This window comes from Blastomonas sp. AAP25, assembly GCF_001295965.1.
Lineage (GTDB): Bacteria > Pseudomonadota > Alphaproteobacteria > Sphingomonadales > Sphingomonadaceae > Blastomonas > Blastomonas fulva.
In genome coordinates this window covers 1-18,306 of sequence record NZ_LJHP01000004.1, presented here as the reverse complement: position 1 = coordinate 18,306, position 18,306 = coordinate 1, and the positions used below count along the sequence as shown (strand labels likewise).

Genomic DNA, 18,306 nt, shown 5'->3' with positions numbered 1-18,306 from the left:
CGCGTACCGCGATGGTGATGGCTGCCGGGCTCGGCAAGCGCATGCGCCCGCTCACCATCACCACCCCCAAGCCCCTGGTGCGCGTGGGCGGCAAGCCGCTGATCGACCATGTCATGACGCACCTTGCCGAAGCCGGGATGCAGCGCGTCATCGTCAACGTGCATTATCTCGCCGACGCGCTCGAGGCGCACCTCAAAGCGCGCGATTATCCGTTCGAGGTGATGATCTCCGATGAACGCGAGCTGTTGCTCGAGACCGGTGGCGGGCTGGTCAAGGCGTTGCCGATGATTCAAGAGGATCCATTCTTCTGCCTCAACAGCGACAATGTCTGGCTGGAGAGCGCGCGCTCGTGCTTTGACGAATTGCGCGCGGCATGGGACGACAGCCGCATGGATGCGCTGCTGCTGCTGGTGCCGCACAGCCGCGCGGCAAATTATCAGGGAGTGGGCGATTTCCACCTCGACCAGATGGGCCGGATCATCCGTCGCCGTTCGGGGCGGGTCGCGCCCTATATCTATACCGGTATCCAGCTGCTTTCGCGGCGGCTGCTGGCGGGTGCTCCCGAGGGGGCATTCTCGACCAACATCCTGTGGAACCGCGCCATCGCCGAGGACCGGTTGTACGGCATCGCGCATCTGGGCCAGTGGTTCGATGTCGGCACGCCCGGCGCGATCGAGCCCACGGCCGAGGCGCTGTTGAATGCCTGACCCTGTCCAGACCAGCGTCTATGCCATCGGGGCGCAGCGCGGGTTTGCGGATGTTCTGGCGAGAGGGCTGCTCGGCCGTTTCGGGAAGGACCCGCTTGGCCTTGCCCGCGTCACGCTGCTGATCCCCAACCACCGCGCCGGGCGTGCGATCACCGAGGCGCTGGTGCGGCATGCGGCGAACGGCCTGCTGCTGCCGCGCATGGCGTTGATCGGCGATATCGATCTCGACGAGAGCCTGGGCGCTTTGCTCGATCCGCTGGGCGAGGGCGAGATCGTCCCGCCCGCGGTCGATCCGCTCGAGCGTCGCTTCCGGCTGGCGGCGATCATCGCGCGGGAGGGCGCGGGGCGGCCCGGCGCGCAGGACCCGGCAGAGGCTCTGCGCCTCGCTGCCGAATATGCGCGTGTGCTCGACCAGTTGCAGATCGAGGAGAAGACGCTCGACCAGCTCGACGCGGTCGATGTCGAGGCCGACCTCGCCGACCACTGGGCGCAGGCCCGCGACTTGTTCGTCCGTGTGGGGCGCGCCTGGCATCGGGAGCTTGCCACCGAGGGGCGGATCGATCCTGCCGAACGACGCAACCGGTTGCTCGCCAAGACCGCCGAGCGCTGGCGGGTGAGCCCGCCCGACAGCGCGGTAATCGCCGCCGGTATCACCACGGCAGCCCCGGCTGTTGCGCGATTGCTGCGCAGCATTGCGCACCTGCCGCAGGGCATGGTGGTGCTTCCCGGGCTCGATCTGGAGATGGACGAGGCTCTGTGGGAAGCGATCGGTTCGCCGGTCCCGATGACCATTCTGGGCGAAGCGCCGCCTGCCGAACGTCCCGCGATCACTCACCCGCAATATCATCTCAAGCAGTTGTTGAATGCGATGGACATCTGCCGCGATGAGGTCCAGCCGTGGCTGCCCGAACCGCGCACCGGGCTGGTCGCCGATCGCGCCAATTTGCTGCGCAGCATTTTCCTGCCCGCAAGGCTCAGCGACCGCTGGGTCACGCTGGCGGCAACCGAGCGCCGCACAAAGGGCATCCGGATCATCGAAGCAGAAACGCCCGATGAGGAAGCGCAGACCATTGCCTTGCTGGTGCGCCAGGCGCTCGACATACCCGTGCGCCGCATCGCGATCGTGACGCCGGACCGCACGCTTGCCGCGCGGATCATTGCGCATCTCAGGCGCTGGAACATCGAGGCGGATGACAGCGCGGGCGAGGCTTTGCCGGTGACGCCGCCGGGGCGTTTCCTGCTGGCGGTGGCGCACTGCCTGGCCGAAGATTTCGCGCCGGTCGAACTGCTCGATCTGCTCAAGCATCCACTGGCCCAGCCGGGCGAGGGCAGACTTGCCTGGCTCGATCAGGTGCGCGCGCTCGACATAAGGCTGCGCGGGCCCCGGCCGGCCCAGGGGCTGCGCGGGATCGATGCCAGCATCGGCCAACCCGAGCTTCGCGAATGGTGGGGCGGCGCCAAGGCGCTGCTGGCGCCGATCGCGCAATTCCCGCGCGATCCGCAGCCGCTGTCCAGCGTCATCGCCGCGATTGTTTCCACGGCCGAGGCGCTTAGCGGCCAAGCCGTTTGGAACGGCATCGCCGGGCGCTGCGCGTCCGATCTTGTGCAGCAACTGCTCGCACGCACCGGCAGCCATGACCCGCTGGTGACAAGCACCCAGGCCGCAACCATCCTGTCGCGGCTGATGGCCGAGAAGGCTGTGCGCCCGCCCTTTGGCAAGCACCCGCGCGTTGCGATCTACGGTCTGCTCGAGGCGCGCTTGCAGAGCGCCGATCTCGTCATCTGTGCCGGTTTGAACGAGGGCGTATGGCCGCAGATCCCGTCGCCCGATCCCTGGCTGGCACCGATGGTGCGCAACGCGCTCGGGTTGCCGCCGCTGGAGATGCGCGTCGGGCTTTCGGCGCAGGATCTGGCAGGCGCGCTCGCTTCTCCCGAGGTGGTGCTCACCCGTGCGCGCCGCGATGGCAGCGCACCCACGGTCGCCTCGCGCTTCCTGCTGCGTCTGCAGGCGGTCGCGCCCGACAAGGACATGGAGGATGCCGGCACGCTGGCGCTGGCGCGCGCGCTCGACCGGCGCATGCCACAGGTGCGGATCGAAAAGCCGGCACCGCGACCCACGCGCGCGCAGCGCGCAGTCAGGCTCTCGGTGACCGAGCTCGATCGGCTGCGCGCCGATCCCTTCGCCTTCTATGCCAAGCGGATACTCGCGTTGCGATCGCTCGACCCGGTCGATGCCGAACCCAGTGCGGCGTGGCGCGGCACGCTGGTGCACGAGATTCTGGAGCTTTGGCACAAGGAGGATGGGCTCGATCCCGTGGCATTGGTGCCGCGCGCCAATCTGTTCCTTGCACGGGCCAACGTCCACCCGCTGATCAAGGCGCTGTGGCGGCCCAGGCTGGTCGCGGGGCTTGAATGGATCGTCCAGCAGACGCTCGACAATGCCGAATCCGGACGCAGGATGATCGATGCCGAACGCAGCGGCGAGATGGTCATCGATGGGGTGAAGATTTCGGGCAAGGCCGACCGCATCGACCGGATGCCAGACGGAACCCTCGCGATAGTCGATTACAAGACCGGCAAGCCGCCCTCTGCCGCGCAGGTGGAAACCGGCTTTGCGCTGCAACTGGGGCTGCTGGGGCTGATGGCCGAGCGCGGCGGGTTCAACGGCGATGCCGAGCGCGCCCCGATCACCGGCAGCGCCACCAATTTCGAATATTGGTCGCTGATCCGCAGTAAATACAGCGAAACCGGCTTCGGTCATGTCGATAGCCCCGTGCTCAAGCCGGGCAAGCGCAGCGGGCTGGCCGCCGAAGCGGTGGTCCCTACCAGCGAAAAGTTCCTCCGCGAGGCGCTGGCCAACTGGATATTGGGCGATGCGCCGTTCGAGGCCAAGCTGGTGCCCGACCATGCGCTCTACACCGAATATGACCAGCTGATGCGGCTTGCCGAATGGTACGGCCGACAGGATGGTCGCACAGGGGGCAACACGGCATGAGCGGCGCTGCGGCAAGTCTTCACCCGCTGCACGGTGACCAGGCGCTGGCGGTGTCGCCCTGCGATCAGGTCTGGCTCAGCGCGTCTGCCGGGACCGGCAAGACGCAGGTGCTTACCGCTCGGGTGTTCCGGCTGCTGCTGGAACCCGGGGTCAATCCCGATGCGATCCTGTGCCTTACGTTCACCAAGGCCGGCGCAAGCGAGATGGCAAACCGCATCAATGCGCAGCTCGCCGCCTGGGTGCGAATGAGCGATACTGCATTGGGCGCGGACCTGCGCTGCATCGGCGCGGCGGTCGATCCCGACACGCTGATCCGCGCGCGCCGCCTGTTCGCGCGCGTGCTCGATGCGCCGCAGGGCGGCCTTCGTATCCAGACGATCCACAGCTTCTGCCAGTCGCTGCTGGCGAGCTTCCCCGAAGAGGCCGGGCTGGCGCCGGGCTTCCGCCCGATCGAGGACCGCGACCGGGTGCAGCTGGCGCGTGACACGCTGGGCGCGATGCTGGTCGAGGCCGCACGCAATGGCGATGCGCGGCTGTCGGACAATCTGGAAGCGCTGAGCCTGAAGCTTGGGGCAGAGGCGACCGAAAAATTTCTGATGCGCTGTGCGGCCAAGCCAGATTCCATGGACATGCTCAAGGGCGACATCCGGCCCTATGTCAACGCGGCCCTCGGGCTGAAGCGCGATGAGGATGGCGGCGATCTTTCGCGGCTGTGCAGCGATGGCCTGTTCGATATCGGCAACCTCGAAGCGCTGCAGGAGAGCCATGTCCGCTGGGGCACCGCGACAGGGCAGAAGTTCGCCGATGCCATCCAGAGCTGGTTGGACATGGGCGACGACGAGCGTCTCGAGCATCTAGACCTGATCTGGTCGGTGGTCGCGATCGCCAACGGCAACTTGCGATCATTCACGACCTCGCCCAAAAAGGTCGACCCCGATTACCCCTACAAGGCCGAGAGCCTGTACTCGGATCTGCTCTCGTTGCGCGAGCATGTCGCGCTGATCGGCTTTTCGGGCGATTATGCCCGCGCGCTCGAGGTTGGCCGCAGCTTTGCGTGGAGCTTTGCCGAAGCCAAGCGTCAGGCGGGGCTGCTCGATTTCGACGACCTGATCCGGGCCGCGGCAGAGCTCCTGTCGGGTTCCACGATGGCGCAGTGGATTGCGTTCAAGCTCGATCAGCGCTTCGACCATGTGCTGGTCGATGAGGCGCAGGACACCAACCCCAGCCAGTGGGCGATCGTCGGCGGGCTGATCGCGGACTATTTCGCTGGGCAGGGCAGCAAGGCGGACCGGTTCCGCACGCTGTTCACGGTGGGGGATTTCAAGCAGGCGATCTTTGGGTTCCAGGGCACCAGCCCGCAATATTATGCCGCCGCGCGGCACCGCATCGGTGCGTTCGCGCAGGATGCAGGCCAGCCCTTCCTGGCGCTGAGCCTCGATCGCAGCTTCCGTTCGACCCAGCCGGTGCTCGACATGGTCGACGCGGTGCTGGGCGAACTGGGGCCTGCAGCCCTGGGGATTACCGACGACACGCTGCCGCTGCACGAAGGCCGTGCCGGGCCGGGTGTGGTCGAGCTGTGGCGCCCGGTGGGCGACAGTGTCGAGACCGAGGACGGCGAGAGCGAGGCCGGAGCCGAAGGCGAAGCCGCGGAGGAATGGCTGTCGGGCGCGGACCTGCGGTTCGCACATCAGCTGGCAGACCGTATCGCAGGCTGGCTGAACCCCGCATCGCCAAAGCGGCTTTGGTTGGCGCGGCGCTCGGATGGCAGTTCGGGCTGGGCCGGTGCAGGCGATATCATGGTGTTGCTGCGGCGGCGCGGCGAGCTGGCGTCGCTGATCGTGGCGCGGCTTTATGCGGCGGGCGTCCCCGTTGCAGGGATCGATCGGCTACGGCTGGGCCAGCCTCTGGCGGTTCAGGATCTGGTCGCGGCCATCCGCTTTGCGTTGCAGCCGCTCGATGACCTGACCTGTGCCGCGCTGCTGGTATCGCCCTTGTGCGGGTGGACGCAGGACGAGCTTCTCCATTACGGCCATCGCCCGGACAAGCGCGCTTTGTGGCCGCATCTGCGCGATCAGGCGCGCGATGACGCAGGCCTGCAGGCGCGGCTGGAGACGCTCTACGCGCTGCTCGGCATGGCCGAATACGGCACCGCCTATGATTTCCTTGAGCAGGTGCTTACCGGTCCCATTCAGGGTCGCGCCCGTCTGGTCGCGCGGCTGGGCGGCGAGGCGCTGGACCCGATTGCCGAGCTGCTTTCGCTCGCGCAGAAGTTCGCCTCCAGCCATGATGGCGGTCTGCAGGCGTTCCTGCACTGGTTCGATGCCGGCGACGAGGAGATCAAGCGCGAACTGGCCGGGCAGTCGGACATGGTGCGGGTGATGACCGTGCACGGCTCCAAGGGCCTGCAGGCGCCGATCGTCATACTTGCCGATGCCTGTGTCGACCCGGCGCGAAAGGTGGACAGCAGCTTCGACTGGCCGGTGGAGATCACGGGCGCCGACGCCACGATCGATCTGCCGGTCTACAGCCTGCCCAAGGCCGAGCGGGTAGGGCCGCTTGCCGAGGCGCACGATGCCGCGCGCGAGGCCGATATGCAGGAGCATTGGCGGCTGCTCTACGTCGCGATGACTCGCGCGGCCGAGCAATTGTATGTCGGCGGAACGCTGGGCCGGCGCGCCAAGGAACCGCCCGAACAAAGCTGGTATGCCGCAATCGAACGCAGCTTCATGGGGCTGGGCTGCGACTGGTGCGACGAGGGCGACGGCGCCTTCCGCCGCTTCGGCAGCGGCGCGCTGCCATCGGACCAGGCACAGGCGCGCGCCGAGGTCCGGTCTGCTGAATCACCCGCGCTGCCGGATTGGGCGCTGACCCCCGCCGCGCCCGAGCAGCGCCCGCCGACCCCGCTGGCGCCGTCTTCGCTCGGCAAGGACGACACCGCCAGCCCCCCGATCTTGGGCGCTGACCTCGCCAAGGCGGCCCAGCGCGGGCTGATCATGCACAGCCTGTTCGAGCGGGTGCCCGCGGTGGCGCGCGAAGACCGGCGCGAGGCGGCGCGGCGCTGGCTGGCGAGCCAGCACGGCATGGCCGACAGTGCCGAGGCCGATACGATCATCGATTCCGTGAGCGCGGTGATCGATCATCCCGACTGGGCCGACATCTTTGGTCCCGGCGCTCTTGCTGAGGCGCCGATCGCAGCGGTGGTGGGGCTGAACGTCGTTACTGGAACGGTCGACCGGCTGCTGATCGAGCCCGACCGGGTGCTGGTCGTGGATTTCAAGACCAGCCGCCGCCCGCCGCGCAGTCTGGAGCAGCTGCCGATCGCGCATGTCCGCCAGATGGCGGCCTATGTCGCGGCGCTGCGGCTGATCTTTCCGGGGCGGGTTGTTGAGGCCGGGTTGCTGTATACCGCGACGCCGCAGCTTTTCGTGCTGCCCGATGCTTTGCTCGCCGCGACGAAGCTGGACTAAGCCACGGCACAGGAATAGTTGGGGCGCACGCCTTGAGCGGCCCGACTGCCGCGCTTACATTCCACACCAAGTCACCAACAAGGAGTTATCCCCATGGCCACCACTGCAATCAGCGATGCAAGCTTCGATGCCGATGTCCTCAAGTCCGACAAGCCGGTGCTCGTCGATTTCTGGGCGGAGTGGTGCGGCCCGTGCAAGATGATCGGCCCGGCTCTCGAAGAGATCAGCGACGAGCTTGCGGGCAAGGTCACGATCGCCAAGATCAACATCGACGACAACCCAGATGCCCCCGCCAAATACGGCGTGCGCGGCATTCCCACCATGATCCTGTTCGACAAGGGGCAGATCGTCGAAACCAAGGTCGGCGCCGCGCCCAAGAGCGCTCTCAAGAGCTGGCTCGAAGGCGCACTTCCGGCCTAAGTGAGTATCGCTGCCGCTTCGTCCCACAGCCGGGGTGAGGCGGCGGCGATCATTCCGGTGCGGCGGTCGCCCGGCAGATAGCGCGAACCGTCTAGCCGCGCCGCCTTGCCGCCCGCTTCCTCGACGAACAGCACGCCTGCGGCATGGTCCCATGGCAGCGTGCGCTCGAACAGCGTGACATCGTTCTCGCCCAGCACCAGACGGGGATACTGCTCGGCGGCACAGCGCGGTATGTCGACGAGGCGGAATCTGCCTTCGGCTGCGCGGTTGATCGCGCTGCGGCGCGGCTCCTCGATGAACAGGGTCGAGATTGCCGCGACGGGTAGCTGCTCGCCGCTCTCGCGGGCGGTGACCGGCAGATCGTTGATGAACGCGCCGCCGCCGCTCACTGCGTGGCACATGCGGTCAGCCAGCGGATCGTAGAGCCAGCCCGCCACCGTCTCGCCGCGCTCGACCAGCGCGATGATGATGCCGAACGGCGGATGGCCATGGGCATAATTGTGTGTGCCGTCGATAGGGTCAATGATCCAGGCAGTGCTGTCGTTGACACGTTCGATCAGCACCGGGTCAGCCTCGACCGCTTCCTCGCCGACGATGCTGGCCTGCGGAAGGATAGCCGCGAGCCCCGCGCTCAGCCGCCTTTCGCTTTCCTGGTCGGCGATTGTCACTAGGTCGCCCGGGGTCTTCTCGCTGATCTGGGCCGAAGACAGCTGCTGATAGTGGTGCAGCACGACCTCGCGCGCGACGGTGCGGATCAGGTCCGAGACGGGGGTGTAGAGCGTGTGCATCAGGTCAGCGCGATCATGACATTGGCGGCAAAGCCGGGGCGCGTCTTGAGCCGGTCATACCACGCCTTGACGCGCGGCATATCCGGTCGCGGCATCGCCAGCGTGAACCAAGTATGCGCATAGGTACCCATCGGGATATCGGCGATGCCGAAGTTCTCGCCGGTCAGCCAGGGTTGCTTCGCCAGCACATCCTCGAGCATCGCCATCATCCTTGCGGTGGTCTCCGCTCCCCTGGCAATGACGGCGGCGTCGTGTTCTTCGACGGGCTTGCGCACCAGCATCAGGAACACATCGCGCTGCGCATCGGCAAAGGCGAACTGCCAGTCCATCCATTTGTCCGCCGCGGCGCGCTGCTCCAGATCATCGGGCCACAGATGCGGGGCGTAGCGCGCTGCAAGATAGCGCAGGATCGCGTTCGATTCCCACAGCACCAGCCCGTCATCCTCGATCGTCGGGATCAGCGCATTCGGATTGAGCGCAAGATACGCCGCATCCATCCCGAACTTGCCGCCGACATCATGGCGCACATAGTCCAGCCCGATCTCCTCTGTGAGCCACACGACCTTCTTGACGTTATGCGAGTTCAGGCGGCCCCAGATGGTGAGCATTCAGCTTAGCTCCGGTAGTCGGCGTTGATCGAGATATAGCCGTGGGTGAGGTCGCAGGTCCACACCGTTGCGCGGCCCTGTCCCAGCCCGATATCGGCCTCGACCAGAATCTCTTGCCCCTTGAGGTGCGCCGCAACCGGGGCTTCGTCATAGCCTTCGACGACGACCCCCTGGGCTGCAACCTCGACCCCGCCGAAGCGGATCGAGAGCAGGTCGCGCTCGGCAGGTTCGCCGGCTTTGCCCACCGCCATGACGACGCGGCCCCAATTGGCGTCCTCGCCCGCGATCGCGGTCTTGACCAGGGGCGAGTTGGCGATCGAGAACGCGATGCGGTGCGCGCTCTCGTCGGACACTGCGCCGGTCACCCGCACCTCGATGAACTTGCTCGCCCCTTCGCCATCGCGCACCACCAGATGCGCCAGCTGCCGGCACAGATCGGCCAGCGCGGCGGCGAACGCATCCGCGCCCACGCTGTCTATCGTCTCGAGCCGGGGATGATCCGCCTGGCCGGTGGCAAAGGCGAGCACGGTATCGCTGGTCGAGGTGTCGCTGTCCACGGTGATGCAGTTGAAGGTATTGCGGTTGGCCGCGCCCAGCATCTGCTGGAGCAGCGCGGGCGCGATGGCGGCGTCGGTGAAGATGTAGCCCAGCATCGTTGCCATGTTGGGCGCGATCATTCCCGAACCCTTGATCACACCGACCAGTTCGACCCGCCGGTCGCCGATCATTGCGCTGGTGGTTGCGGCCTTGGCGAAGGTATCAGTGGTGCCGATGGCGTCGGTCAGATCGCGCCAGCTGCACGGGGCTGCGGCGAACGCCGCGTCGAGACCCGCGCGCGCCTTGTCCTGTGGCAGCGGAACGCCGATCACCCCCGTGGCCGAGACGAACACCTCCTGCGCCGCGCAGCCGAGCTGTGCCGACACCGTGTCGACGACCATCTGCACCGCATCGCGGCCCTTGCCCCCGGTAAAGGCGTTGGCGTTGCCTGCGCTCACCACCAGCGCGCGGGCGCTGCCCTGGGGCAACGCACTGCGGCACCATTCGACTTCGGGAGAGGGGCACTTGCTGGTGGTGGTGACGCCGGCGACTGCCGTTCCGGGAGCGAGCTCGACAAGGCTCAGGTCGCAGCGGTCCCAGTCCTTGTACCGCGCGCGCGCCACATGCGGGGTGACGCCGGCGATTGCCGGAAGTTGGGGAAAGGGAAGCGCGAGCGGCGAGACGGAATGGGGCATGATGCGATCCAGCAAGAGCGAACAGTGCGCCCGGCACTAAGCCGGATTTTGCCCCATGCAAGCCTTTTGCCTGGAAGCGCCCGGGTCGTGGTCTGGATCGGTCGGGCAGGGGCTCTTGGTGCGGGCGGTGGGACTCGAACCCACACTCCTTGCGGAACCGGATTTTGAGTCCGGCGCGTCTACCATTCCACCACGCCCGCCAAGAAGCGGCAGCCTATAACGGGTCGGGAAATTCCTGCAACCCGCAAAAGCCACCGCTGATCCTGGCCTCGTTCAGAGCTTCAGATCGCGCGCGATCGCCTTCTTCGTCGCATCGCCATAGGGTGGCAGGAAGCCGCCCAGCTTGGCCACATCGATCCGCGGCTGGCTGTAGATCGACTTGGCATGGCTGAAGGTTCGGAAGCCATCGAGCCCGTGATACGCGCCCATCCCCGAGGGGCCAACGCCGCCGAACGGCAAATCTTCCATCGCGACGTGGAAGATCGTGTCGTTGAGCGTGACCCCGCCCGAAACGGTGCGATCGGTGACGTTCCTGGCCTCATCGCCGTCCTCACCGAAATAATACAGCGCTAGCGGGCGGTCACGGCCGTTGACGTAGTCGATCGCCTCATCGACCGTGGTGTAGGTCTTGACCGGAAGGATGGGGCCGAAGATCTCGTCCTGCATCACCTTCATGTCATCGGTGACGTTGCGCAGAATATGCAGCGGCATCTTGCGGCTGTTGGCCGATTTGAAATCCTCGTTCCCCGGATTGACCTCGATCACCTCCGCGCCCTTTTCGCGCGCGTCATCGAGATAACCGGTCAGCCGCTGGTGATGGCGTTCGTTGACCACAGCGGTGTAGTCGTCGTTGGTCAGCAGGGTCGGGTACAAGGTGCCCGCGGACTGCTTGATGTTCTCGATGATCTCGCTCTCGTCCTCGCGCGGGACATAGAGGTAATCGGGTGCGATGCAGATCTGGCCGGCATTGAGCATCTTGCCCATGGTGACCCGCTGCGCCGCCTTGGCCTTGTCTGCCCCGCGACCGATGATCGCGGGCGACTTGCCGCCCAGCTCGAGCGTGATCGGAACCAGGTTCTTGGCGGCAGCGCGCATGATGTGGTGGCCGACGCTGGTCGCGCCGGTGAACAGCAGATGGTTGAACGGCAGCTCGGAAAACGCCTGGCCCACGTCCGGTCCGCCGGTGAAGAAGGCGACTTCGCTCGCATCGAAGAACTGCGGGCCGAGTTCGGCGAGCAGGTTCGAGGTCTTTTCGGTGTATTCGCTGTTCTTGATCATCACCCGGTTGCCCGCAGCAAGCGCGCCGATGGCGGGGGTCAGGCAAAGCTGGATCGGGAAATTCCAAGGCGCGATGATGCCGACAACGCCCAACGGCTGATATTCCACCCGTGCGCGTGCGCCCAGCAGCCCCAAGGGAAACTGCACCGAACGCTTTTCCGGCTTGGCCCAACTGTCCATGTGCTTGAGTGTGTGCCGCGCGCAGTTGAGCACGCTAACGATGTCGGTCATCTTCGACTGCTCGGCACTGCGATGGCCAAAATCCTCGCTCATCGCCGCGACCAGTGCGTCGGCGTTGTCGTGAACCAGCTTCATCAGCCGCTTGATGCGGTCCTTGCGGACAGCCATGGGAACGGGCAGCTCGGCAAGGAATGCCGCCTTCTGCCGGTCGAGAACTTCGGTCAGCTGATCAGCCTTGAGCGCAGCGTCGGTCATGGTCGCCATTCATCGTCTCCCGATTGTGTGTTTCGCGGTGGAATAGCGCGATAGGTTGCGAAATGAAATGGCTTTGCGCCCGCAGCGCGGACGCAAAGCCTTCGCTTTATCCTGGGATTTACTTCGCCGGAGTCAGCTTGAGCAGACGACCCTTGGAGCCGCGCGCACCGTCTTCCAGCACCCAGATCGCACCGTCCGGGCCCTGTTCGACCTCGCGGATGCGGCCTTCCATCGCCCAGTTGTCGGCCTTTTCGGCGTTCTCGCCGTCAAGCTTGACGCGCACCAGCGCCTGGCCGCTCAGCGCGCCGATAAACGCGCTGTTCTTCCATGCCGGGAACAGGTCACCGGTGTAGATCATCAGGCTGCTGGGCGAGATGACCGGGGTCCAGAACACCTTGGGCGGCACGAAGCCGTCTTCGGGCGAATGGTCGGGGATGTCGCGGCCGTCGTAATGATCGCCGTTCGAAACCTTAGGATAGCCGTAATTGGCGCTGCGCTTGACGAGGTTGAGTTCGTCGCCGCCCTTGGGGCCCATTTCGGAATTCCAAAGATTGCCCGCGCTGTCGAATGCAAGCCCCAGCGGGTTGCGGTGCCCATAAGACCAGATCTGCGCCTTGATCCGGCCCTGATCGTACATCGGATTATCCGAGGGGATGCCGCCGGTCGGGGTCAGCCGCACGATCTTGCCGAGATTCTGCTCGAGATCCTGAGCGGGATCGAACTTCTGCCGCTCGCCCGAGGAGATATACATCATGCCATCGGGGCCGAAGGCGATGCGGTGGCCGTAATGGCCCTTGCCGCTGACCTTGGGCTCCTGCCGCCAGATGACCTGCATGTCCTTCAGGCTGGCACTGCCATCCGCCGCGGTCACCATCTTGGCGCGGGCGACAGCAGCGCCGCTGGTATCGCCTTCGCCGGCCTCGGCAAAACTGAGATAGACAAAGCCGTCATTGGTGAAGTCGGGCGACAGCACGACATCGCCCAGACCGCCCTGGCCGCCATAAGCCACCTTGGGGGTGCCCGAGACATCGACCATTGCAGGCTTTCCGTCCGCGCCAAAGCTGACCAGCTTTAGAACGCCCTTCTTCTCGGTGACCAGCGCGCGGCCATCGGGGAGGAAGGTCATTGCCCAGGGTTCGTCGAACGCGGCGACTTCAGCGGTTTCGAAAGGCAGGCGATCGACCGGGGAAATCGCAGCGACTTCGGTGGCGGCCTCGCCGCTGGCCACGGCTTCTCCGCCGCTGTTGCACGCAATCAGGGCGAGCGGCAGCGCGGCGCTCAGGGTCAGTCGGTGCATCAGGGTCACTCCGTTTTTCATGGAAACGATCATCGCCATCCGGGGACAGATTGCAAATGATTCGGGATATTTGCGCTCGTTTGGCGGGGCGGTGCTTGCGGTCGCAAAGGCCTTGCGGCAGAGACGCACGATGACCCGGTCCGGTTCCCTCGATCTGCCCTTTTGCCTGTCTGCAACCATCGCGGGTGTGGACGAGGCGGGCAGGGGTCCGCTGGCGGGTCCCGTGGTCGCCGCAGCCGTGATCCTCTGCCCGGATGGTATCGAAGGGCTGGCCGACAGCAAGGTGCTGAGCGCTGCAAAACGCGCACGGCTGGAAGCCGAAATCCGCGAGCGCTGCAGCTTCGGGATCGGTATCGCCAGTGTCGAGGAGATCGACGCGATCAACATCCTGCAGGCGACGATGCTGGCGATGACCCGCGCTGTCGAAGCGTTGGGCGATGATCCCGGACATGTGTTGGTCGATGGCAACCGGCTGCCGCGCTGGCGCTACCGCGCCGAGGCGATCGTCAAGGGCGACGCGCTGCATCCGTGCATCTCCGCAGCCTCGATCCTTGCCAAGCAGCACCGCGACCGGATGATGCTCGCCGCTGCGGCAGAACACCCGCATTACGGCTGGGAGCGCAACATGGGTTACGGCACCGCCCAGCACCTTGCCGCGTTGCGCGAGCATGGGCCTTGCCCGCTTCACAGGAAGAGCTTTGCCCCAGTGGCGCAGGCAATGCTGCTCTGACGCAATTTTTTTGCGTGCCGAGTCCTCGATGTCACACCACTAGGCGTTGAGTCCCGACCGGTTAACAAGACTCAACATCTGGATTTGGACTCATTGTGTTCCGCCGCCCGCCCGCGGCGTTAACCATTTGAACACCCGGAATCCCTAGGGTTTTGGCCTTGACCGATGGTCGCCGAGGACTCATGCAGGGCCCTGTTCCAAGGGTATGTGGGGGTAAAGATGGTTTTGACTGGCGAGATGATGGCGCCTGTGGTGCGCAAGGCGAAGGCGCCGGTGCGCGTGCGGCCCGCGGCCAAACCCGAGCTGCCCCTGGGCCAGATCCTGCGCGGCGACTGCATCGAGGAAATGCGCAAGCTTCCCACCGGTTCGATCGACATGATCTTCGCCGATCCGCCCTACAACCTGCAGCTTGGCGGCGACCTTTTCCGGCCCGAGGGCGGCCGCGTCGATGCGGTCGACAACGACTGGGACAAGTTCGACACCTTCGCCGCCTATGACCGGTTCACCCGCGAATGGATGACCGAGGCGCAGCGCATCCTCAAGCCCGATGGCTCGATGTGGGTGATCGGCAGCTATCACAACATCTTCCGCGTCGGCGCGACGCTGCAGGACCTGGGCTTCTGGATCCTCAACGACATCGTCTGGCGCAAGGCCAACCCGATGCCCAATTTCCGGGGCACCCGCTTCACCAACGCGCACGAGACGCTGATCTGGGCCTCGCGCGACGAGAAGTCCAAATACACCTTCAATTATCGCGCGATGAAGACGCTGAACGACGAGTTGCAGATGCGCTCCGACTGGGTGATCCCGATCTGCGGCGGCCAGGAGCGGTTGAAGCGCGGCGGCACCAAGGCGCACCCGACGCAGAAGCCCGAGGCGCTGCTGTATCGCATCCTGCTCGCCTGCACCAATCCGGGCGATGTCGTGCTCGACCCGTTCTTCGGCACCGGCACCACCGGTGCAGTCGCCAAACGGCTTGGCCGCGAATGGATCGGCTGCGAGCGCGATCCGATCTATTGCGAGGTCGCCGAAGAGCGCATCGAAGCTGCGCTGCCGCTCGATGAATCGGGCTTGAAGACCATGCAGTCGCCCAAGAGCCAGCCGCGCGTCGCCTTCGGTACGCTGGTCGAAACGGGTTTTATCCAGGTCGGCGCGGTAATCATGGACAAGGCGCGCAAGCACCGCGCAACGGTTCGCGCCGATGGCTCGCTGCTCACCGGCGATCATACGGGATCGATCCACAAGGTCGGGGCGAGCTTGCAGAATGCGCCGTCGTGCAACGGCTGGACCTATTGGCATATCGAGACCAAGGACGGCCTCAAGCCGCTCGACAGCCTGCGCCAGACCTATCTGCTCGCCACCGAGCCCTGAGGCCCATGTCCGGCACAATCTATATCCGGCCTGTCGGGCTGGCCGAAAACCCGCAGACCTTCGATGGCGCCACCATCCGGCTGGGCAACAGCCTGGTGTGGTGCCATCTGCTGGCGATCGAGACGATTGAGGCGGGCAGGCTGGTCGCGCGGCAGATCGTGCCGGTCGATGGCTTTGCCGACGCGCTTGCAACGATGCCCGGTGACCAGGCTGACGGGGCTCGCACCCAGTTCGCCAATCTGTCGCGGCAGCACCCGCCGCTGGCACTGGGCGACCGGATGCTGCGGTTCGACCAGCCGCAGGTGATGGGCATATTGAACGTCACCCCGGACAGCTTTTCCGATGGTGGCCGCTTTACCGACGATCCCGCTGGCGCGGCTGATGCAGGCTTTGCGATGCTGACCGCGGGCGCATCCTTGATCGACATCGGCGGCGAATCCACCCGCCCCGATGCGCCGGTGGTGTGGGAAGGCGACGAGATCGCCCGCGTCGTCCCGGCGATCAAGGCGCTTGCCCACAGTGGCGCGATCCTCTCGGTCGACACCCGCAAGGCTGCGGTGATGGAGGCCGCGCTTCAGGCTGGCGCGCACATCGTCAACGATGTCTCGGCGTTGCTGTTCGACAGCCGCGCGATTGATGTCGTCCGCCAGGCAGGGTGCCCGGTGGTGCTGATGCACGCGCCCTCGCAGGGGCAGAACCCGCACACCGGTGCAGGCTATGGCAATGTCGTGACTGACGTGTTCGACTGGCTCGAGGCACGGATCGCTGCGGTGATCGCAGGCGGGATTGCGCGCGATCGCATCCTGATCGATCCGGGCATCGGCTTTGGCAAGTCGCTCGCCGACAATCTGGCGCTGATCAACGCGCTGCCGCTGTTCCACGCGCTGGGTCAGCCGATCCTGTTCGGTGCCAGCCGCAAGCGGATGATCGGGGCGCTGTCCAACGAGGCACCTGTCGACGCGCGGCTGGGCGGATCGATCACGCTTGCGCTGAGCGCGATCGGGTCGGGCGCGCAGATCGTCCGGGTGCATGACGTACCCGAAACCGTGCAGGCGGCGCGCGTCTGGCGCGGGTTGCGCGATGCCGCCTTGACGATGCCGGGTCTGGACTGACACACGGGCGGGCATGACCAGCTTTGTCCTCTCGCTCGCCGTGCTCACTGCCTTCGCGCTGATCGCAGGCGCCATCGTTCTGCTGCGGCGCGGTCAGCGCAAGCAGCCGGTGCTGATGCTGATCCTGGCGGCGGTGATGATCGGCAATGTCGTGATCTGGTCCATCCCGACGCCCAGCGGCGATGTCCTGGCCGACAAGCCAGAACTTCCCAAGAATTAGGCCTGGGCCGGCGGTCAGGGCTGCACGGTCCGCCTGCGCCGCTGCTTTTCCAGTATAGCCTGCTCTGCCTCGTCGAGCGCGACCGAATCCGCCAGCACCGCGCCGCGCTGGCCCAGCGGACGGTCGGCGCCCACGGTTGAATCGCGGAAAGTCTGGCGCTCGGTCTCGGCATTGATCTCCGCGCCGATCAGCACCGCATAGGCCGACAGGAACAGCCACATCAGGAAGATCACGATCGCCGCGAGAGAACCATAGGTCGCGTTATAGTCGCTGACATTGGCGGCGTAGAAGCCGAAACCCAGCGTTATGCACAGCCACAGTACCGTCGATGCCATCGAGCCCAGCGACAGCCAGCGCCACTTGGCGGCGCGGCGATCGGGAGCGTAGCGGAAGAAGATTGCGAAGGTCACGCTGACCAGCATCGCCGCGACAACCCAGGTCAGCGTCTGGATCAGCATCAGCGACGATGCGCCAATATAGGGCGCCAGAAAGTTGCGGACATAGCTGAACAGCGAGATCGACACGAGACCGACCACCGCGATCCCAGCCATTCCCAGCGTGATCATCACCGCGACCACGGTGGTGCGGAAGAACCCGCGGGTTTCGTGCTCTTCATAGATGATGTTGAGCGCGCGCATCATCGCGGTCGCCGCGCGCATCGCGCCATAAGTTGAGAACAGCAGCGCAAGTACCAGCCCCAGGCCCTGCTGGGTCGAACTGGTGGTGACGATCTGCAGCAGCTGTTCGCGCACGATCACCAGAACCTCGCTCGGCACGACCTCGTTGAGCAGGTCGAGGCTGTTGGCAACGGTCCCCGGATCGGCGATCAGCCCGTAGAGTAGTACGATGACCGCGATAAGCGGCACGAACGCCAGGAATACGAAGAACGCGACGCCCGCCGCGAGCAGCGCGAGGTTGTGCACCCCGTTCATGACATAGACCCGCTTGATGATCGCCCACCACGCGCTGGGCGGCATATCCAGCGGAGAATGGGCCCTGGCGCCGGGCACCTGATCGGCCAGCGCCTCGACGTCGGCGGGCATGGCGCCTGCGTCGGCAAGGGTGGCGGGAGGTGTGGAGGCCATGGCTACTTCGCGTCTGTGACTGGGGCAGGGGTCGGGGCGGTTGCCGGCTTGCCAAGTTCGGCGCGGGCCCGCTCAGCTTCGCGTGCGGCATTGAGCTGCTTTTCGGTATCGGTATCGATGCTGCGCGCCTTTGCGGCAAGATTGCGCGATTGCTGCTCGAACTTCGTGTCAAAATCCGGTTCGGCCTGGCAGCCGCCGAGCAGCACCATCGCCGTGCACGCCATCAGAAGAATGCTGCTCCGCATCAATAGTCCTTTCGGTACTGGACGTTGACATTCGATCCGCCGAAGCTGCCGACCTGGCTCAGCACCGACAGTGCCTTGCTCAGGCTGATCTCGATCTGCGTCGCTGTAAAGCCGCGCGTGTCGGTGATGATTTCGACGTAGACATCGTTCGAGATATACTGCCCCACCGCGAGCGAGGTGCCGCGCCCGGTGTCCTCGTCGGCTCCCAAAATGCGCAGCCGGTCGATGCCCGATGCCGATTGCAGCACGCCCAGCGGGTTGAGCCCGCCGGTGCCGCCGCGCAGGCTGTTGAGCGAGGCGGCGAGCTGCACCGCCT

At 65.7% G+C, this 18,306-nt stretch carries 16 protein-coding genes and 1 tRNA gene; 8 read left to right on the top strand and 9 right to left on the bottom strand.

Annotation, left to right across the window (positions count from 1 at the left end):
- Window positions 1–11 precede the first annotated feature (11 nt).
- From IP68_RS04580 to trxA, 4 genes are all read left to right on the top strand, one after another.
- Window positions 12–707, top strand: coding sequence for a nucleotidyltransferase family protein (locus tag IP68_RS04580; RefSeq protein WP_150126230.1), 696 nt, complete (start codon window positions 12–14; stop codon window positions 705–707).
- Window positions 700–3,702, top strand: coding sequence for a double-strand break repair protein AddB (gene addB / locus IP68_RS04575; protein ID WP_054133802.1), 3,003 nt, complete (start codon window positions 700–702; stop codon window positions 3,700–3,702). Before IP68_RS04580 ends, addB begins: the two co-directional genes overlap by 8 nt.
- Window positions 3,699–7,169 (top strand): double-strand break repair helicase AddA, encoded by a 3,471-nt coding sequence (gene addA / locus IP68_RS04570; RefSeq protein ID WP_054133801.1) that lies wholly within the window; start codon window positions 3,699–3,701, stop codon window positions 7,167–7,169. The genes addB and addA overlap by 4 nt, the downstream gene beginning before the upstream one ends.
- Before the next feature lie 93 nt (window positions 7,170–7,262).
- The gene (trxA, locus tag IP68_RS04565) at window positions 7,263–7,589 is read left to right on the top strand and encodes a thioredoxin TrxA (RefSeq protein ID WP_054133800.1); all 327 of its coding nucleotides are present in this window, start codon (window positions 7,263–7,265) and stop codon (window positions 7,587–7,589) included.
- On the opposite strand, the gene IP68_RS04560 is transcribed toward trxA, so the two are convergent.
- The 6 genes from IP68_RS04560 to IP68_RS04535 form a co-directional block, all read right to left on the bottom strand.
- A complete protein-coding gene (locus IP68_RS04560) occupies window positions 7,586–8,377 on the bottom strand; it encodes an inositol monophosphatase (protein WP_054133799.1) in 792 nt (263 codons plus the stop codon). The two genes, trxA and IP68_RS04560, sit on opposite strands and share 4 nt — an antisense overlap.
- A complete protein-coding gene (locus IP68_RS04555) occupies window positions 8,377–8,985 on the bottom strand; it encodes a glutathione S-transferase family protein (RefSeq protein ID WP_054133798.1) in 609 nt (202 codons plus the stop codon). Before IP68_RS04555 ends, IP68_RS04560 begins: the two co-directional genes overlap by 1 nt.
- Before the next feature lie 5 nt (window positions 8,986–8,990).
- Window positions 8,991–10,217, bottom strand: coding sequence for a bifunctional glutamate N-acetyltransferase/amino-acid acetyltransferase ArgJ (argJ, locus tag IP68_RS04550; protein WP_054133814.1), 1,227 nt, complete (start codon window positions 10,215–10,217; stop codon window positions 8,991–8,993).
- Window positions 10,218–10,333: 116 nt separating this feature from the next.
- Window positions 10,334–10,417 (bottom strand) — tRNA-Leu (locus IP68_RS04545).
- Between the two features lie 73 nt (window positions 10,418–10,490).
- A complete protein-coding gene (locus IP68_RS04540; protein ID WP_054133797.1) occupies window positions 10,491–11,939 on the bottom strand; it encodes a coniferyl aldehyde dehydrogenase in 1,449 nt (482 codons plus the stop codon).
- A gap of 109 nt (window positions 11,940–12,048) precedes the next feature.
- The gene (locus tag IP68_RS04535; RefSeq protein ID WP_054133813.1) at window positions 12,049–13,227 is read right to left on the bottom strand and encodes a PQQ-dependent sugar dehydrogenase; all 1,179 of its coding nucleotides are present in this window, start codon (window positions 13,225–13,227) and stop codon (window positions 12,049–12,051) included.
- A 130-nt stretch (window positions 13,228–13,357) separates the two neighbouring features.
- On the opposite strand from IP68_RS04535, the gene IP68_RS04530 reads away from it, so the two are divergent.
- From IP68_RS04530 to IP68_RS04515, 4 genes are all read left to right on the top strand, one after another.
- The gene (locus tag IP68_RS04530; RefSeq protein WP_054133812.1) at window positions 13,358–13,957 is read left to right on the top strand and encodes a ribonuclease HII; all 600 of its coding nucleotides are present in this window, start codon (window positions 13,358–13,360) and stop codon (window positions 13,955–13,957) included.
- A 219-nt stretch (window positions 13,958–14,176) separates the two neighbouring features.
- On the top strand, window positions 14,177–15,328 hold the full coding sequence (locus tag IP68_RS04525; protein ID WP_054133796.1) for a site-specific DNA-methyltransferase: 1,152 nt from the start codon (window positions 14,177–14,179) through the stop codon (window positions 15,326–15,328).
- Window positions 15,329–15,333: 5 nt separating this feature from the next.
- Window positions 15,334–16,440: a dihydropteroate synthase gene (folP, locus tag IP68_RS04520; RefSeq protein ID WP_054133795.1), complete on the top strand. Its 1,107-nt coding sequence runs from the start codon at window positions 15,334–15,336 to the stop codon at window positions 16,438–16,440.
- 13 nt (window positions 16,441–16,453) lie between these two features.
- Entirely contained in the window at window positions 16,454–16,660 is a 207-nt protein-coding gene (locus IP68_RS04515) for a hypothetical protein (protein ID WP_054133794.1), read from the top strand.
- A gap of 14 nt (window positions 16,661–16,674) precedes the next feature.
- On the opposite strand, the gene IP68_RS04510 is transcribed toward IP68_RS04515, so the two are convergent.
- The 3 genes from IP68_RS04510 to IP68_RS04500 form a co-directional block, all read right to left on the bottom strand.
- Entirely contained in the window at window positions 16,675–17,745 is a 1,071-nt protein-coding gene (locus IP68_RS04510; protein ID WP_082382130.1) for a YihY/virulence factor BrkB family protein, read from the bottom strand.
- A 2-nt stretch (window positions 17,746–17,747) separates the two neighbouring features.
- Window positions 17,748–17,990: a hypothetical protein gene (locus IP68_RS04505; RefSeq protein ID WP_054133792.1), complete on the bottom strand. Its 243-nt coding sequence runs from the start codon at window positions 17,988–17,990 to the stop codon at window positions 17,748–17,750.
- The coding region (locus IP68_RS04500; protein WP_156317941.1) for a translocation/assembly module TamB domain-containing protein at window positions 17,990–18,306 on the bottom strand (317 nt) is incomplete at its 5' end. The genes IP68_RS04505 and IP68_RS04500, both read right to left, overlap by 1 nt.

Excerpts from the sequence above, each read along its gene's own strand:
- IP68_RS04515 (WP_054133794.1), top strand. The coding sequence starts at position 16,454 with ATGACCAGCTTTGTCCTCTCGCTCGCCGTGCTCACTGCCTTCGCGCTG.
- addA (WP_054133801.1), top strand. The coding sequence starts at position 3,699 with ATGAGCGGCGCTGCGGCAAGTCTTCACCCGCTGCACGGTGACCAGGCG.
- IP68_RS04525 (WP_054133796.1), top strand. The coding sequence starts at position 14,177 with ATGGTTTTGACTGGCGAGATGATGGCGCCTGTGGTGCGCAAGGCGAAG.
- argJ (WP_054133814.1), bottom strand. The coding sequence starts at position 10,217 with ATGCCCCATTCCGTCTCGCCGCTCGCGCTTCCCTTTCCCCAACTTCCG.
- folP (WP_054133795.1), top strand. The coding sequence starts at position 15,334 with ATGTCCGGCACAATCTATATCCGGCCTGTCGGGCTGGCCGAAAACCCG.
- IP68_RS04510 (WP_082382130.1), bottom strand. The coding sequence starts at position 17,745 with ATGGCCTCCACACCTCCCGCCACCCTTGCCGACGCAGGCGCCATGCCC.
- IP68_RS04535 (WP_054133813.1), bottom strand. The coding sequence starts at position 13,227 with ATGCACCGACTGACCCTGAGCGCCGCGCTGCCGCTCGCCCTGATTGCG.
- IP68_RS04555 (WP_054133798.1), bottom strand. The coding sequence starts at position 8,985 with ATGCTCACCATCTGGGGCCGCCTGAACTCGCATAACGTCAAGAAGGTC.
- addB (WP_054133802.1), top strand. The coding sequence starts at position 700 with ATGCCTGACCCTGTCCAGACCAGCGTCTATGCCATCGGGGCGCAGCGC.
- IP68_RS04505 (WP_054133792.1), bottom strand. The coding sequence starts at position 17,990 with ATGCGGAGCAGCATTCTTCTGATGGCGTGCACGGCGATGGTGCTGCTC.
- IP68_RS04580 (WP_150126230.1), top strand. The coding sequence starts at position 12 with ATGGTGATGGCTGCCGGGCTCGGCAAGCGCATGCGCCCGCTCACCATC.
- IP68_RS04530 (WP_054133812.1), top strand. The coding sequence starts at position 13,358 with ATGACCCGGTCCGGTTCCCTCGATCTGCCCTTTTGCCTGTCTGCAACC.
- IP68_RS04540 (WP_054133797.1), bottom strand. The coding sequence starts at position 11,939 with ATGGCGACCATGACCGACGCTGCGCTCAAGGCTGATCAGCTGACCGAA.
- trxA (WP_054133800.1), top strand. The coding sequence starts at position 7,263 with ATGGCCACCACTGCAATCAGCGATGCAAGCTTCGATGCCGATGTCCTC.
- IP68_RS04560 (WP_054133799.1), bottom strand. The coding sequence starts at position 8,377 with ATGCACACGCTCTACACCCCCGTCTCGGACCTGATCCGCACCGTCGCG.